This window comes from Microcystis sp. M015S2 (genome assembly GCF_020245945.1).
Taxonomy (GTDB): domain Bacteria; phylum Cyanobacteriota; class Cyanobacteriia; order Cyanobacteriales; family Microcystaceae; genus Microcystis.
The window spans coordinates 77,116-92,180 of sequence record NZ_JADBTX010000016.1; the positions used below are offsets into that span (position 1 = coordinate 77,116).

The window sequence follows — 15,065 nt, forward strand, 5'->3', positions numbered from 1 at the left end:
CATTTGCCCCCGGCTGGATTTCAGTTAAGCTTTGATTAGAGGTTATTGTAGGAGAGAGTTATTGATACCGAATAGATTCACCCAGATGTATTTCGCTGAAGCTATCTTGTCCCCGGTTTTTTATCCTCTGATTAATTTCTAACCTGTACTGCATTCTCTCCCCTCTCCCACCTCCCCACCTCCCAGCTTATGATTCCCCTAAAATTAACCCTGAAAAATTTTCTCAGTTATCGCGAGGCAGTGCTAGATTTTCGCGGATTACATACTGCCTGTATTTGTGGTGCCAATGGTGCGGGAAAATCCTCTTTACTCGAAGCAATTACTTGGGCAATTTGGGGAGAAAGTCGCGTCTCGATTGCTGATGATGTCATTCATGCGGGCAGCGATTATGCGCGGGTAGATTTCGAGTTTAGTTATGGGGGAGAAATTTATAAAATTATCCGTAGTCGTCACCGGGGGGGAAAAGCTTCTGGTTTAGATTTTCAGGTGATTAATGATCAAAGTTTTCGTCCTTTATCGGGTAAAAGTATTAAAGATACTCAAGCACAGATTAATACTTATCTAAAAATAGACCATAAAACTTTCATTAATTCTGCTTATTTACGACAGGGACAAGCGGACGAGTTTATGAAACAGCCTCCCAGTGGTCGTAAACAGATTTTAGCAGAATTATTACAACTTGATCGCTATGAAATTTTAGCAAATAAAGCCAAGGATATATCGAAACAATTTGATGGGCAGTCCCTCCAGATCGAGCAGCAAGTAGAAACTATCAAACTCCGTCTTCAGGAGAAAAATTCTTATCAGGAACAGCTGCAAGAGTTAAGCAGCCAAATTGACCAAATTAATCAAGAACAAGAGGTAAATAATCGGCGTTTACAGCAACGACAGGGGGAAGAAAATCAGCGTCAGAATTGGGAAAAACAGCTGCAGTGGCAAAGAGAACAGGAGCGAGCTTTATTAGCAGAAATCGAGAGATTAGACCGGGAAAAAGTTAGTCTAGACAATCAATTAAATCAAATAAGGACTATTCTTCATCGCAAAAATGAGATTATTACCGCACACGAGCGCCTAATCAATTTAGACCAGAAAGAGGCCAGTTTGTCAAGTCAATTGCAAGCTTGGCAACAGGCCCAGTATGATAAACAACAATTAGAACAGAAATTACAGCAAAAAATTAACGAATTTACCCTTCCCATCCAACAAACGAGCGCTCGTTTAGAAGAATTGGGAAGACAGGAACAAGAAACTCAAAAAATTATCGAGCAAGCGGGGGATATTCAAGCAGCATTGGAGAAGTTAAATTATCATCGTCAACGTCTTCAGGAATTGGATAGATTAGCTTTAAAATATGCTCCTTTAAATAGCCGAAAAGCTGATCTAAATATGCAGTTGGAACGGGAAAAAGCCAGGATTAATGCTCGTCGGGAACAACTGCAAAGAAATCGGCAACAATTAGAGACAGAAATCGCTCGTATTCCGCTGCTAAGAGAGGAAGCTCTCAATTTAGCCAAACGAATTAAAGAACTAGATAAAAAACAAACCTATTGTGAACGAGTTGAAGAAAAGGAAACTCTCAAACAAGTGGACAAAAAAAGTTTATTGGAGCAACAGAAAAGATATGAAGAACAACTTTTAGAGTTAACTGATAAATTGGAAAAATTAAATATTCCCGATTCGGTTTGTCCTCTGTGTGAACAGAATTTAGACAGTCATCACCGTCATCAAGTAATCAGGAAAACCCATCAAAATCAAGAACAAATTCAAGAGCAAATCTGGTCCCTACAGGAACGGATGGCAGACTGTGATCGAGATTTAAAACGTTTAGGGGAGGAATTAGCCCAAATTAAACAAGAATTGCCAGCAAGGGCGAATCTACAACAAAAATATGTACAGTTAGAAGTCAAGTTAGAAACTATTGAAGAAAAGGAAATAGAACTAGAGAAAACCGAGGAGATACTTGTCCAGTTAGAAGCACTTTTAAGCAGTGGCAATTATGCCCTAGAATTACAGCAAGAATTGCAAATTGTCAATCAAGAAATCGCCCTATTAAACTATGATGAACAAAGTCACGCTTTAGTCAGAGGAGAAGAAAAAAGATGGCGTTGGGCAGAAATTCAAGAATCAGAACTTAAGCAAGCAAACCGTCGTTTAGCTAATATCAAGGCTGAGAAACCTAATTTAATTAATCGATTAGCTAGACTAGAACAAGAGAAGCAAGAACTAGGTCAAAACTCCCCACTGAAACAGGAAATTGAACGCTTAGAAAAGCTTATTCAAAACTTAAATTATGATCGCAGTGAACATCAGAATATTCAAAATCTGATCCGACAATTACAGGGGGTAAGATTACAGTATCAAGACTGGCAACAAGCAGAAAAAAATTATCCAGAAATAGCCGCTAAAATCGCTGACATTGAGCAAAGATTACAGCTGCGAAATGAGGATCGCCAGAAGATAAATCAGGAGTTAGTAAATATTAGTCAAAAGATTGGTACTTTGACTGACTATCGCCAAGAAATAGCCGTATTATCGACTAATATTCAACAGCGAAGACAGATAATTGATGGATTGCTCTCCCAAAAAGGTCGGGTTGAGGAGAAGTTACATCAACTAGAAACTTTAGGTAAACAACTGACAGAAAAAGAGAGCGATTTAGCTAAAGTTAAACAACAATATAGAGTTTATAAAGAGTTAGCCCTAGCTTTCGGCAAAAATGGCTTACAAACTCTGATGATTGAGAATGTTTTACCAGAGTTGGAAGCTCAAACTAATCATATCTTAGCTCGCTTAACTGGTAATCAATTTCATGTGCATTTTTTAACCCAAAAAAGCGGTAAAGGTACGAAGAAACAGCAACAAAAGTCAATCGATACTTTAGATATTATTATTGGTGATACCCGGGGAGCCCGTCCCTACGAAACCTATTCAGGAGGAGAAGCTTTTCGGATTAATTTCTCGATTCGATTAGCTTTAGCGAGATTATTGGCACAAAGAGCGGGAACAGCCCTACAAATGCTCATTGTTGACGAGGGATTCGGAACTCAGGATGCGGAAGGATGCGAGCGCTTAATTGCGGCAATTAACGCTATATCCGCCGATTTTGCCTGTATTTTGACTGTAACTCATATGCCCCAATTTAAAGAAGCTTTTCAACATCGCATCGAAGTCCGCAAAACCGAACAGGGTTCTCAATTAATGTTATTATCCTAGGAAAAATATTGATGTAAAGATGGAAAAGATTACGATCACAGTCAAACTATTTGCTATTTATCAAGAAGTCTATCAAACTTCACAATTAAACCTCGAATTTCCTGCCCAAACTTCCGTGGCAGCAGTGTTAAACTATATTATAGCCCCCTATCCTCAATTAGAAAGATGGCGCGATGTTACTCGTTTTGGAGTTAATCTTCAGTTTGTTTCGGGAGAGAAAATCCTCAAAAATGGCGATGAGATAGTTTTAATTCCCCCCGTTAGTGGTGGCTAAATGGAGATAGGGAAAATCACAAAAGTTGACTGTCACCTTTTTTCCTTTTTACTTTTTCCTTGATATCCCGTGTCTAACTGGCAAATTCCCCCATCGGTAGAGCTTCCCCAAGAGTTTTTAAAAATAGTCGAAGACTATACCCCAGAGTCGGATGGCAGCGTCGTGGCACAAATATTATGGCATCGCGGTGTCCGGGATGTGGTGACTCTGGGGACGTTTCTGGATGAGAAAGCTTATCAGTCAAAAACTCCCTTTGATTTTGGGCAAGAAATGAACTTCGCCGTCAAAAGACTGCAAAAAGCCCTAAATAAAGGCGAAAAAGTGACTATTTGGGGTGATTTCGATGCCGATGGTGTCACCGCTACCAGTGTCCTCTGGGAAGGATTGGGACAGTTTTTCCCACCCTATCAACAGTTAGATTATTACATACCCGATCGCCAAAAAGAATCCCACGGCCTCAATTGTCCAGGTATCGAGAAACTAGCGCATCAAGGAACCAGTTTAATCGTCACCTGTGACACAGGAAGCACGAATATCGCCGAAATTGACTATGCAAACAGTCTAGGCATCGATATTATCATTACTGATCATCATACCCTACCCGACGAGCGCCCCGAGGTGATTGCCCTGATTAATCCCCGCTACTTTGTGGAAACCCATCCTTTCTATCATCTTTCTGGGGTTGCCGTTGCTTATAAATTAGTGGAAGCGATGTATTTAACCCTTGCAGATATTCCCAGAAAACCCCTAGAAAATTTGCTCGATTTAGTTGCGATTGGTTTAATTGCCGATTTAGTCAAATTGACGGGAGAATGTCGTTATTTAGCCCAAAAAGGTATTCAAAAACTGCAAAATACTCAGCGTTTGGGAGTTAAAAAATTACTCGATTTATGTAACAAAACCGGAGATAGACCGCTGGATATATCCTTCGGTATTGGACCGCGAATTAATGCTGTCAGTCGCATTTATGGCGATGCTAGATTTTGTGTGGAATTACTTACCAGTGAAGATGAAAAGCGTTGTCACGAATTAGCTGAACAAGCGGAATTAGCCAACATTCGTCGCCAAGAAATCCAACGGGATATTATTAAACAAGTTCAGAAAAAACTAGAGAGAATTGATCTTTCCACCACTAATGTAATTATTTTAGATGATCCCCAATGGCCAGCGGGAATTTTAGGATTAGTTGCGGGACAAATTGCCCAAGAATACCAGCGACCAACAATTTTATTAAGTACCAGTGAACCACCTTTTGCTAAGGGTTCCGCTCGGTCAATTCGTGAGATCGATCTCTATCAATTAGTATCTTCTCAATCCCATCTTTTACATCGTTTTGGTGGTCATCCTTTGGCCGCAGGTTTAAGTTTAACTATAGAAAATTTACCCCTATTTATTGAGGGAATTAATCAACAGTTGCGACGCACAGGAATTGATTTAACTTCCCTTTCTTCCCAGATAGAAGTAGATGCGGTGGTGACGGTTTCCCAATTGGGAAAAAGTCTATTTCGAGAATTAAAATTACTGGAACCCTGCGGAATGGGTAATCCGACACCAAAGCTATTAATTCAAAATTGTTATTTTCAAAATCTTTGGCATAAAAATCTTGAGGATTTCAAAGGCAAAAAAATCGCTTATCCCCGGACAACTTTTGAAATCTGGGATAGTTCAATCGAGCAGGGTTTCCCCGGTATGTGGTGGGGTCATCACAAAGACGAAATTGCTGCCGATACCCGTTATGATGCCGTAGTTGAATTAGATTTTAATACCTACAAAAATCGCTATGAAGTGCGCTTAATTGCCCTGCAAACTTATCAACAACAATCCCTAACCTATAGCAATAAAAAAGATTTTTTAATCGACAATCGCCATCGAGAAATTAGTCAAGAAGTTAGCCAATTAAATCCCCTTTTTCTCTGGGAATGTCCCCGGGATTGGACAAAACTTTCCAGGGAATATCAACAGGCAATTTTACGCGATAAAAAGTTAGTTCTTGCCTATGCTAGTCCTTTAAAAAAATCCGCTCACACCACATGGATAAACCTTGTGGGGATTGGGAAATATTTAGCTAGAACTAAAACCAGTATTTCCCGTCAACAATTACAAAAGCGCTTAAACCTCAGTTATCATACCCTAGAATTAGGATTAATTTCCCTAGCAGAAAATGGCTTTAAAGTCAAGAAAAATCAAGAAAATTTATCCTTTGAATTAATCAATCATGAGGCAAAAATTAATAAGATTGAGCAATTTCTAGAAGCGGTGGCCCTAGAAAACTTTCTCCAGCAATACTTTGCTACTGTTCCCCTAGAAATTCTGCAAGCAATTCTCAATCATGAAGACTCGATCGATTTCTAATTCTAAATCCGTTGAGTATATTATGACCCTTATTTACTGATAACTGATAACTGATAACTGATTACTGATTACTGATTACTGATTACTCCTTGACCGAAAAATTTCGGGGGTTTTGCCAGGGTATAAACTTCCGTATTTTGTGCGATTGCTTGACGAATATAGAGAGGAGTTTGTAACATTCCGAGCAAAGTCATGCCATCAATTAAACGTAATCCTCCTGTAGTTGTATCGCTGATTAATTCATCCACCACATCGGGATCGGGACGAGTATTTAAAGGATGATTAGCACAGAGAGTAAAACCCCAAGGGGAACCATAACTAGGAGTAGGAGCGCAATAGGAATGAACGTAGGGAAAAACTGCTTTTAAAGTATTCACCAAACGCGCATGATACATCACCGAAGGAGGAGAAACCGGGCCAGATTGGACAACAACAATGCCATTTTCGGCCAAAACTCTTTGTAGTTTTTCAAAGTATTCTTTCGTGAATAGGGGGAAAGAAGGACCCTCTCCGATGGGATCAACCAGATCAGAAATAATAATATCCCATTTATCATTAGTGGTGTCTAAAACTTCTAAAGCATCGGCCACAACTAACTGAAAACGAGGATCATCAAAAGTGCCTTGGTGCATTTCGGGAAGATGTTCCTTACAAGCTGCCACCACATCCCCATCGATATCGATCATCATCACTTTTTCGATTGTTTTCCAACGCAATAACTCCCGCGTTGTCGCACCTTCACCACCTCCCAGAATTAAAGCAGTTTTTGCTTCTTGGTGGGCAATCATTGCCGGTTGCACTAATGCTTCATGATAAATAAATTCATCCCCCGTACAGGATTGCCATTTGCCATCCAGTACCAAGGCTTTTCCATAGGCCCCCGATTCAACAATATACATCTCCTGAAAAGCGGTTTTTTTGTAGGCTAAAATCCGGGAAACCCCATGACTATAAATGTCCCAGGGGGTAATATATTCGTTAACCCATAGATCCGCTTTTAGTTCACTTCCTGCCATAACTAATCCTCCTTGGGGTGAAAAAGGCACGATCTACTATTATACGACAATTGACAGATTTAGATCGTTAACCTGAAATTATCTCCAGGTAATCCCGAAGCTGCCGATAATCGATCGCTGAAAAACGGTAAGCTAGAAAAGATTAGCTTCAAGTAAACTTCTAGCCACTAACCTATGACCAAAAACGAGACTACCGAGAAAAAGATTTTTCTCCTAGATTTTGAGAAACCCCTTTACGAATTAGAATCCCGCATCGAACAGATTAAAGAATTAGCCCAAGAAAATAGCGTAGATGTCTCGGAACAAATTAGTCAACTAGACGAACGAGCTAATCAATTACGTCGTGAAATTTTTAGCAATCTCACCCCTTCCCAAAGGCTACAATTAGCCCGTCATCCCCGGCGCCCCAGTACCCTAGACTATATTCAAGCCATCACCGATGAATGGTTCGAGTTACACGGTGATCGCGGTGGTTATGACGATCCTGCCCTTGTGGGTGGTGTTGCCCGTTTTAACGGTCGTCCCGTGGTGATTATCGGACATCAAAAAGGCCGGGATACTAAGGATAATGTCGCTAGAAATTTCGGCATGGCTGCCCCCGGTGGTTATCGTAAAGCCATGCGTTTAATGGAACACGCCCATCAGTTTAATCAGCCAATTTTAACCTTTATTGACACCCCCGGCGCCTGGGCGGGGGTGGAAGCGGAAAAATTAGGTCAAGGAGAAGCGATCGCCTATAATCTCCGGGAGATGTTTCGTTTAGATGTGCCGATCATTTGTACTGTTATTGGCGAAGGTGGTTCCGGCGGCGCTTTGGGGATTGGTGTCGGCGATCGCCTATTAATGTTAGAGCATTCTGTCTATACCGTGGCGACTCCCGAAGCTTGTGCCGCCATTCTCTGGAAAGATGCCAAAAAATCCGATAAAGCAGCAGTTGCCCTCAAAATTACCTCAAAAGATTTAAAAGAGTTAAATATTATCGATCAGATCGTTCCTGAACCCTCCAGAGGGGCCCATGCTGATCCGATAAAAGCGGCAGCCAATTTAAAAGCCGCTATTAGTGAAAATTTAGAGGCTTTATCTTTATTAACACCCCAACAACGGCGCGAATCTCGTTATCAAAAATTCCGCAATTTAGGCGTATTTTTAGAGGCTACAGCTTAATCAGTGAGCAGTGATCAGTTATACCAAATCCTGTTCACAAAGTAGAAGCATTCGGATAGGAAATCTACGGTTTCAGCGATAGGTTATTACCTCAATGCTTCGCCCCTACTTTCAAAATCTTGCACCTGCTTCGCAAAAAAGCCCCAAACCCCTTAGCTCGTCTATATTTTACCTTTATTCAGCCAGCCCTAATTAGTCCGATTAATTCCGAGTTATTAGTGGTAGATTAATCTTACCAATTAAAAGGCCCCAAAGCCCGATCATTGTAATCGCCACCCTCGGCAATAAAATGAATTACCATCGATTTACGGGTTAGCAGGGTATTATTAATCTTCCCACCACCATGAATTAACATTCCGTGCCAGAGAAGAATCTCTCCTTTTTTAGCAGTAAATGATTGACAGTCATAATTCTGAGCGCGCTGGTTAACATAATCTTGGTATTGGGGAATTTTAGCGGCAGTAATATTTTTAAGATTGACGGCGGGATAGTCTGGAAAAAAGTCAGTTACTTTGATATTTTTATGAGATTTAGGATAAAAAATTAGCGGGCCAGCATCGGCGGAAATATCTTCCAAGGCAATCCAAACACCGACTAAATGATTAGCCGGATGAACATAAAAAACTGCCATATCCTCGTGTAGCCCCTGCTCTGTACCGTGCAGGAAGTTGATGGAATATCTCGGTTCGCAGGATTTGCCAATAATTAAATTAACTAAATCTCTCAGATTTTGATTGTCAAAAATTGCTCGAGCAGCGGGGGAAATCTCATGAAAGGCATGGAGTCGCCAAATAGAATTAACTAAGGCTTTTCTTTGCTCCATATCTAGGGCTAAAACTTGCTCGTGACTTAAACTCGCCGGTAGATTTTCTGCTTGAATGCCTTCAATTCTTAATCCAGGGATAGCCGATTCTAGGAAAAATAAATCGGCTAATTCTGCTACTAAATTATTGATCGCCGTTGCGGGAATTAAATCTTTGACAATACAATAACCCAATTCTCGCCAATGGTCGAGGAGTTGATATTCTCGTTCGGAAATTCGCCGTTGTTGACGAGCTTTTTGCAGGGATTTTTCGGCTCGCGAGCGATCTAACCAGGGTAATTCGGCAGTAGAATCGAAAGACCAGGGCAAATTTTTTAAGATATCGGCAATTTTAAGAATCATACTCAGTTCATCTTTTCCGAGCTACTTTCGGACTATATCTAATCCATGAGTGTTCGATCTACCCTGTCAACAGATATAAATTATCTGAAAAAACCCCCTAGGATGAGTTAGGAGGTTACAGGGAAAAAATTAATCAGAGTTGATGGAATTAACTGGCGCTAACTTCAGCAGGATAAACGCTAACTTGACGGCGACTTTTATCCTTGTATTCAAATTTGACCACACCATCAATTAAAGCGAATAAAGTATCATCGCCACCACGACCAACATTTTTACCCGGGTGAACTTTAGTACCTCGTTGACGGATGAGAATATTTCCCGCTTTTACCACTTGACCACCGTAGCGCTTAACGCCTAGTCTCTGGGAACGAGAATCGCGTCCGTTGCGGGTACTACCCGTACCTTTCTTATGAGCCATAATTTCTCTCCAAATGCTTTTTTGATTCTAAAAGTTATTCTTCTTCATCGCTACTATCTTCCACAACTTCAGCACCGGAGGTAGCAGCAGTGGCGACTAGGGTTTTACCGTTATAATTGATTGAATCAATCATAAAACGGGTAATTTCTTGACGATGACCGCGTTTTTTACGGGTTTTCTTTTTCGGGCGCATTTTATAGACAATAACTTTTTTGCCCCGACGATGTTGCATGACAGTGCCTTCGACGGTGGCCCCTTCGATAAAGGGTTGACCGATGCTAATATCATCCTCATCATGGATTAATAGCACTTTGTCGATGGTATGGGTACTTTGTTCATCGACGGGAAGAAGTTCAATATCGTAATAGCGACCGGGTTCTACCCGAATCTGTTTGCCACCGGTCTCAATAATCGCGTAACTCATAAATTTTCTGCGCTCGTTTTGCCGTACAGGTAGCTGAAAAAAATTCCAGCTTTTGTGCTAATGTCTTCACCTGATCCGAGCAGGAATTGACACAATTTACCATTGTCTAATATTCGGGCGGCAATTGTCAAGCTTTTTACCCACCGATTGGCTATATACTGAAAATAATCTTACGAAAAGCTCAATTAAACCGTTATGGAACAGTGGGAAAGCAGAGGACACCTGTTAACCGAACAAATTAACCCAAACAGCCTAAATTTAGACCAATTAAACCCGCTCGAATTGGTGGATCTCTTCAATCAGGAGGATGCCCAAACCCTAAAAGCGATCGCCATGGCCCGGCAAGAATTGGCCCTAGCAATCTCCCTGACCAGTCAAGCTCTGGCTAAAGGTGGTAGACTCTTTTACATTGGGGCGGGAACCAGTGGCCGGCTGGGGGTTTTGGACGCGGCCGAATGTCCCCCCACCTTCTGCACTCCCCCGGAATTGGTACAGGGAATTATTGCCGGTGGAGCGGCGGCGCTGGTGCGTAGTTCCGAAGATTTGGAGGATAAAGCGGAAGATGGGGCGGCGATTATTGCCCAGCGAGAAATTCACGAATTAGACGTGGTAGTGGGGATTACCGCCGGGGGGACAACCCCCTACGTTCATGGGGCTTTACAGGCGGCAAAACAGCGGGGTGCGACGACGATTGCTATTAGTTGTGTCCCCGCCGAACAAGTGGAGATTCCTGTGGATGTGGATATCCGCTTATTGACCGGACCAGAACTTCTGGCCGGCTCCACCCGTCTGAAAGCGGGAACGGTGACGAAAATGGCTTTAAATATCCTTTCCACAGGGACAATGGTCATGTTAGGCAAGGTTTACGGCAACCAGATGGTCGATGTGGCAGTTACTAATCATAAACTCCATGACCGCGCCCTGCGGATTATCTGTAACCTTAGCGATATTAGTCGTGAGGAAGCGGCAATTTTACTGGAAAAAAGTGGCCGCCGGGTTAAACTGGCTTTGTTAATGCAGAAAACGGGACTTTCGGCGGCGGCAGGACAAGAATTGTTACAAAAGCATCGAGGGCAATTACGGGCCGCCCTGCAAGCTTATAATCAAATTGATTGATAAAAACCTATTGATTTTGACTTTCCTATGGTTAATATTTCTTCGGAAATTGCTGCGGTCGCTGTTATTTTCCTCGTCGCTGGTGCTATCTTGACTTGGAGTTTTTATCGAGCTAAACCCTACGGCCAACTGGGAATTTTACCTTGGTTACAATCCCTGGTCTTAATAGCTCCTTGGTTAATTTTTTTCGGGCTATTTGCGGCAGGAATTTATCTCAATCTAGCGGTAATTCTCTTTTTACTGGTTGCTTCCACAATTATCTATATTTATTTGGGCAACCGTTTACGCTTACTGAAAACCAATCAGATAATTGAACCGAAAGTTAACCCGGCAGTTAGCCAGTCCGTTACTCCTCTAGAAACCGCGGCAGCAGTGACAGCAATTGTACCGGATGTGATGCCAATTCCCGAAGAGGATTTAAAAGTTGTTCAGAGTATTTTTGGGATAGATACTTTTTTTGCCACCGAAACTATCTCTTTTCAGGAAGGGGCAATTTTTAAAGGCAATTTACGGGGAGAACCAGATATCGTTCACTCGCGCTTAACCCAGAAATTAAGTGTTCATTTTGGCGACAAATATCGTTTATTTCTGGTGGAAGGAACCGAGGAAAAACCTGTGGTAATTATCCTTCCCAAAACTAACGATCCTAGTCCTGCCACTCTTGCTCAAAAAAATCTCTCTTTAGTTTTGTTAGTAGCCACCATTGTCACCAGCTTAGAAGCGGCGGGAATTTTATTGGGTTTTGATTTGTTTAGTAATTGGCAGAGATATCGAGAAGCAATTCCCCTGAGTTTGGGTTTATGGTCGGTATTAATTGCCCACGAAATCGGTCATCTAATTATCGCTAAACGCCATAATGTTCGTCTCAGTTTACCCTATTTTCTTCCCACTTGGCAGATTGGTTCTTTTGGGGCGATTACTCGTTTTGAATCTTTATTACCTAACCGCAGTGTCCTATTTGATATAGCTTTCGCTGGTCCTGCTTTGGGAGGTTTGGTTTCTTTAATCTTGTTAATCGTTGGACTGACTTTATCTAATTCTGCCAGCCTTTTTCAAATCCCTAGTACCTTTTTCCAAAGTTCAATTTTAGTGAGTTTTTTAGCGCGGATAGTTTTGGGCGACGAGTTACAAAATGCCGTTATCTCCGTGCATCCTTTAACTGTTATCGGTTGGCTAGGATTGGTGATTACCGCCCTTAATTTACTGCCTGCTGGACAGTTAGATGGTGGCAGAATTGTTCAGGCTATTTATGGTCGCAAAATTGCCCGCCGCACCACTGTGGCCACTTTGGTCATTTTGGGCATTATTTCCTTAGTTAATCCCAGTAATCCGATTCCTCTCTATTGGACAATTTTAGTCGCTTTTTTACAAAGAGAGTTGGAAAGACCTAGTTTAAATGAGTTAACGGAACCCGATGACACCCGCGCCGGTTGGGGTTTATTACTGCTCTTTTTAATGTTGGCGACTCTGATTCCTTTAAGCCCTAGTTTAGCGGGACGTTTAGGCATCGGTGGCTAAATACTTCCCCGAAATTCTTGCCATTGATTGCCGTCAAAAAAAAGCTTGACAAAAACTCAAGTCTTGACTTATAATTTTATTATAATGGGAATCCGTGTCCGCCTATAGACCCCTGATTTTTCGGCAAGATATAGCCTCCAGCATTTACCCCTGAAGATTTGACTTTTGGAGTTGCTCAAAATGTCTAACGAAACTGTCACTTATTCCCTAGAAGCTGTCCTGACAAGGATTGAGGGGAAAATCGACTCTCTGGAAAAACGCCTTGACGAGAAAATCGACTCTCTGGAAAAACGTATTGACGAGAAAATCGACTCTCTGGAAAAACGTATTGATGAGAGATTTGACAAGATAGAAGACCGGTTAACTAAAGTAGAAATAGGACAGGCCGAACTCAAGGGAGATATTAAAGCTTTAGACGAAAAAATCAATGGATTAACTGCAAGGGTTGCCTATCAGGAATTCACCAATCGAGGGATTCTGATAGCATTGGTGGTCGCTATTTTAGGAGGTGCCGCTAAACTTTTTGGTTTTTTCCCTAATCCTTAGAAGTTGCTGGTAGCCGTACCTAGTAGATAGGCTCTTCCCAAAAATTTTTCGCTCATTACCCCGAGCATTTGTTAGAATAGATTCAGAATTTAAGGATAAAACCTCATCTATGAATCCCGTTGTTTTGGTGCATGGTTTTCTGGACACTACTGCTGTTTTTAAACCGATGAGCGAGTATTTAAACTATCATGGTTGGCAGGTGCATAGTTTTAACCTAATTCCCAATCATGGTTACGAAAAGTTAGAAGTTTTAGCCAGTCAGGTGGACAATTATATCGAGAAAAACTTTGCTAAAGAGCAGAAAGTAGATCTGATTGGGTTTAGTATGGGAGGCCTAATTACCCGCTACTATCTGCAAAGATTGGGAGGAGTGGCAAGAGTGCAACGTTACCTAAATATTTCTGCACCGAATCGAGGCACTTTAACCGCGTATAGTTTACCCTTAGATGGGATTAGACAAATGCAGCCTGGAAGTCAATTTCTAGAGGATTTAAATCAAGATTGTCAACAAATTTTAAATAAAATTAAAACCACAATTATCTGGACTCCCTACGATTTAATGATATTTCCCGCCTATAGTTCCCGTTTATCGGTGGGCAAAGAAATTTCGATTCCCGTATTGCTTCATGCTTGGATGGTCAAAGATAGCAAAGTTTTAACAACAATTAAAGAGACCTTATTAGAATAGAAATACTGGTTATCTCCAATAAGTAGTCGTGCAAAATTAATTTCCTAGTCGAGACAGGAGACAGGAGACAGGAGACGGGATACAGCTATTAGGGATCGGATTTGAGTTTTCAGTTCACTGTCGGCCTGATCACAGCAGAAGTCTGACGGAGTAGTGGCTTAGATGTGTAATTAATTGTGCTTAGATACTTACTGGAACAAGGTCAAAATATTACCAATAAAAACGTTAATTATCATCAAAAAAGCTTGACTTAGGGTTATAATTATGCTAGGCGATCAAATTCCCCAAGGTGTCACCATGTCCACTCAAGAACCCACCCTAACCGATGTTCTCAACGAACTGAAAAGCTTCCAAACAGCAGTAAATCAACGTTTTGAGGCGATAGATCTACGTTTTGAGGAAATAGACCAACGTTTTGATGCTATGGGGCAACGCTTTCAGGAAATAGACCAAAGATTAGACAAGCTCGACTATAAATTTGACACCTACGAAAAAGCCTCCGAGAAAGTGCTGAGATTAGCCACGACAATTATTATTGCAGCCGCCACCGTAGCGGTTTTACCCTCGGCCTTTCAGGCAATCGGTCCCCTATTAACCCAAATAATCGCCGCTGGCAATAACTAACTTGTGATCAAGATTTGACGATTGCATGGTATGATAGGGGTTTTGGAACTATTGTTTTAGGTCAAGATCATGGCGAAACGAATGCAGGTTATCCTCAATCAAAAAGTCAGCAAATTAGGTGAAAATGGCGATGTGGTGGAAGTAGCCCCCGGTTATGCGCGCAATTACCTTATCCCCCAAGGTGTGGCCGTTTTAGCCACCAAAGGCGCGATTAAACAAGCAGAATTTAGGAAAGAAAAAGAGCGTCAACGTCTCCTCGCCGAAAAACAAGAAGCGGAAACCAGAAAAACTGCGCTCGAAAAACTCAGTCCCTACAGCATCCCTAAACAGGTGGGTGAAAATGAGGCAATTTTCGGTACTGTCACCAGTCAAGATGTGGCTACGGTTATTCTAGAAAATGCTAAATTAGAAATCGATCGCCGTGGTATTACCGTCCCCGATATCGGTCAATTGGGAGTCTATAAAGTACAAGTCAAACTCCATCCCGAAGTTAGTGCCGATATCGAAATTAAAGTAATTGCACAATAACAATTGTCGGGGCATAGTT

14 protein-coding genes are annotated in these 15,065 nt (G+C 41.6%); 10 read left to right on the top strand and 4 right to left on the bottom strand.

Annotated elements, in window-relative coordinates:
- The first annotated feature begins 189 nt into the window (after positions 1–189).
- From sbcC to recJ, 3 genes are all read left to right on the top strand, one after another.
- Positions 190–3,213, top strand: a complete 3,024-nt coding sequence (sbcC, locus tag IM473_RS03155) for an exonuclease subunit SbcC (RefSeq protein WP_287657232.1) — start codon at positions 190–192, stop codon at positions 3,211–3,213.
- 19 nt (positions 3,214–3,232) lie between these two features.
- A complete protein-coding gene (locus tag IM473_RS03160; RefSeq protein WP_287657233.1) occupies positions 3,233–3,487 on the top strand; it encodes a MoaD/ThiS family protein in 255 nt (84 codons plus the stop codon).
- A gap of 69 nt (positions 3,488–3,556) precedes the next feature.
- On the top strand, positions 3,557–5,839 hold the full coding sequence (gene recJ / locus IM473_RS03165; RefSeq protein WP_287657234.1) for a single-stranded-DNA-specific exonuclease RecJ: 2,283 nt from the start codon (positions 3,557–3,559) through the stop codon (positions 5,837–5,839).
- Between the two features lie 68 nt (positions 5,840–5,907).
- Here recJ and IM473_RS03170 read toward each other — a convergent pair whose 3' ends face one another.
- Positions 5,908–6,855 carry a fused MFS/spermidine synthase gene (locus IM473_RS03170; protein WP_287657236.1) on the bottom strand — a complete coding sequence of 316 codons (948 nt, stop codon included), beginning with the start codon at positions 6,853–6,855 and terminating at the stop codon, positions 5,908–5,910.
- Between the two features lie 174 nt (positions 6,856–7,029).
- On the opposite strand from IM473_RS03170, the gene accA reads away from it, so the two are divergent.
- Positions 7,030–8,019: an acetyl-CoA carboxylase carboxyl transferase subunit alpha gene (gene accA / locus IM473_RS03175; protein ID WP_002744097.1), complete on the top strand. Its 990-nt coding sequence runs from the start codon at positions 7,030–7,032 to the stop codon at positions 8,017–8,019.
- Between the two features lie 232 nt (positions 8,020–8,251).
- Here accA and IM473_RS03180 read toward each other — a convergent pair whose 3' ends face one another.
- The 3 genes from IM473_RS03180 to rplU form a co-directional block, all read right to left on the bottom strand.
- Positions 8,252–9,184 (bottom strand): phytanoyl-CoA dioxygenase family protein, encoded by a 933-nt coding sequence (locus IM473_RS03180; protein ID WP_287657237.1) that lies wholly within the window; start codon positions 9,182–9,184, stop codon positions 8,252–8,254.
- 148 nt (positions 9,185–9,332) lie between these two features.
- Positions 9,333–9,602, bottom strand: a complete 270-nt coding sequence (gene rpmA, locus IM473_RS03185) for a 50S ribosomal protein L27 (protein WP_002744094.1) — start codon at positions 9,600–9,602, stop codon at positions 9,333–9,335.
- A 34-nt stretch (positions 9,603–9,636) separates the two neighbouring features.
- Positions 9,637–10,026: a 50S ribosomal protein L21 gene (gene rplU / locus IM473_RS03190; protein ID WP_002785944.1), complete on the bottom strand. Its 390-nt coding sequence runs from the start codon at positions 10,024–10,026 to the stop codon at positions 9,637–9,639.
- A gap of 195 nt (positions 10,027–10,221) precedes the next feature.
- Here rplU and murQ point away from each other — a divergent pair, with 195 nt between their 5' ends.
- The 6 genes from murQ to rplI all read left to right on the top strand — a co-directional run bounded on the left by murQ (position 10,222) and on the right by rplI (position 15,046).
- Positions 10,222–11,142, top strand: coding sequence for an N-acetylmuramic acid 6-phosphate etherase (gene murQ, locus IM473_RS03195; protein WP_287657239.1), 921 nt, complete (start codon positions 10,222–10,224; stop codon positions 11,140–11,142).
- A gap of 27 nt (positions 11,143–11,169) precedes the next feature.
- Complete coding sequence (locus IM473_RS03200; protein WP_287657240.1) at positions 11,170–12,660, top strand: site-2 protease family protein; 1,491 nt, start codon at positions 11,170–11,172, stop codon at positions 12,658–12,660.
- A gap of 180 nt (positions 12,661–12,840) precedes the next feature.
- The gene (locus IM473_RS03205) at positions 12,841–13,206 is read left to right on the top strand and encodes a DUF4164 domain-containing protein (protein ID WP_287657242.1); all 366 of its coding nucleotides are present in this window, start codon (positions 12,841–12,843) and stop codon (positions 13,204–13,206) included.
- A gap of 109 nt (positions 13,207–13,315) precedes the next feature.
- Positions 13,316–13,894: an esterase/lipase family protein gene (locus IM473_RS03210; RefSeq protein WP_287657243.1), complete on the top strand. Its 579-nt coding sequence runs from the start codon at positions 13,316–13,318 to the stop codon at positions 13,892–13,894.
- A 264-nt stretch (positions 13,895–14,158) separates the two neighbouring features.
- Positions 14,159–14,518 (top strand): ssr2422 family thylakoid membrane protein, encoded by a 360-nt coding sequence (locus IM473_RS03215; protein WP_103112024.1) that lies wholly within the window; start codon positions 14,159–14,161, stop codon positions 14,516–14,518.
- A 69-nt stretch (positions 14,519–14,587) separates the two neighbouring features.
- A complete protein-coding gene (gene rplI / locus IM473_RS03220) occupies positions 14,588–15,046 on the top strand; it encodes a 50S ribosomal protein L9 (protein WP_287657244.1) in 459 nt (152 codons plus the stop codon).
- The last annotated feature ends 19 nt before the right edge of the window (positions 15,047–15,065 follow it).

Bases quoted from the DNA above. Each gene is read 5' to 3' on its own strand.
- IM473_RS03210 (WP_287657243.1), top strand. From the start codon at position 13,316: ATGAATCCCGTTGTTTTGGTGCATGGTTTTCTGGACACTACTGCTGTT.
- IM473_RS03200 (WP_287657240.1), top strand. From the start codon at position 11,170: ATGGTTAATATTTCTTCGGAAATTGCTGCGGTCGCTGTTATTTTCCTC.
- accA (WP_002744097.1), top strand. From the start codon at position 7,030: ATGACCAAAAACGAGACTACCGAGAAAAAGATTTTTCTCCTAGATTTT.
- IM473_RS03205 (WP_287657242.1), top strand. From the start codon at position 12,841: ATGTCTAACGAAACTGTCACTTATTCCCTAGAAGCTGTCCTGACAAGG.
- rpmA (WP_002744094.1), bottom strand. From the start codon at position 9,602: ATGGCTCATAAGAAAGGTACGGGTAGTACCCGCAACGGACGCGATTCT.
- IM473_RS03170 (WP_287657236.1), bottom strand. From the start codon at position 6,855: ATGGCAGGAAGTGAACTAAAAGCGGATCTATGGGTTAACGAATATATT.
- murQ (WP_287657239.1), top strand. From the start codon at position 10,222: ATGGAACAGTGGGAAAGCAGAGGACACCTGTTAACCGAACAAATTAAC.
- sbcC (WP_287657232.1), top strand. From the start codon at position 190: ATGATTCCCCTAAAATTAACCCTGAAAAATTTTCTCAGTTATCGCGAG.
- rplU (WP_002785944.1), bottom strand. From the start codon at position 10,026: ATGAGTTACGCGATTATTGAGACCGGTGGCAAACAGATTCGGGTAGAA.
- IM473_RS03215 (WP_103112024.1), top strand. From the start codon at position 14,159: ATGCTAGGCGATCAAATTCCCCAAGGTGTCACCATGTCCACTCAAGAA.
- rplI (WP_287657244.1), top strand. From the start codon at position 14,588: ATGGCGAAACGAATGCAGGTTATCCTCAATCAAAAAGTCAGCAAATTA.
- IM473_RS03160 (WP_287657233.1), top strand. From the start codon at position 3,233: ATGGAAAAGATTACGATCACAGTCAAACTATTTGCTATTTATCAAGAA.
- IM473_RS03180 (WP_287657237.1), bottom strand. From the start codon at position 9,184: ATGATTCTTAAAATTGCCGATATCTTAAAAAATTTGCCCTGGTCTTTC.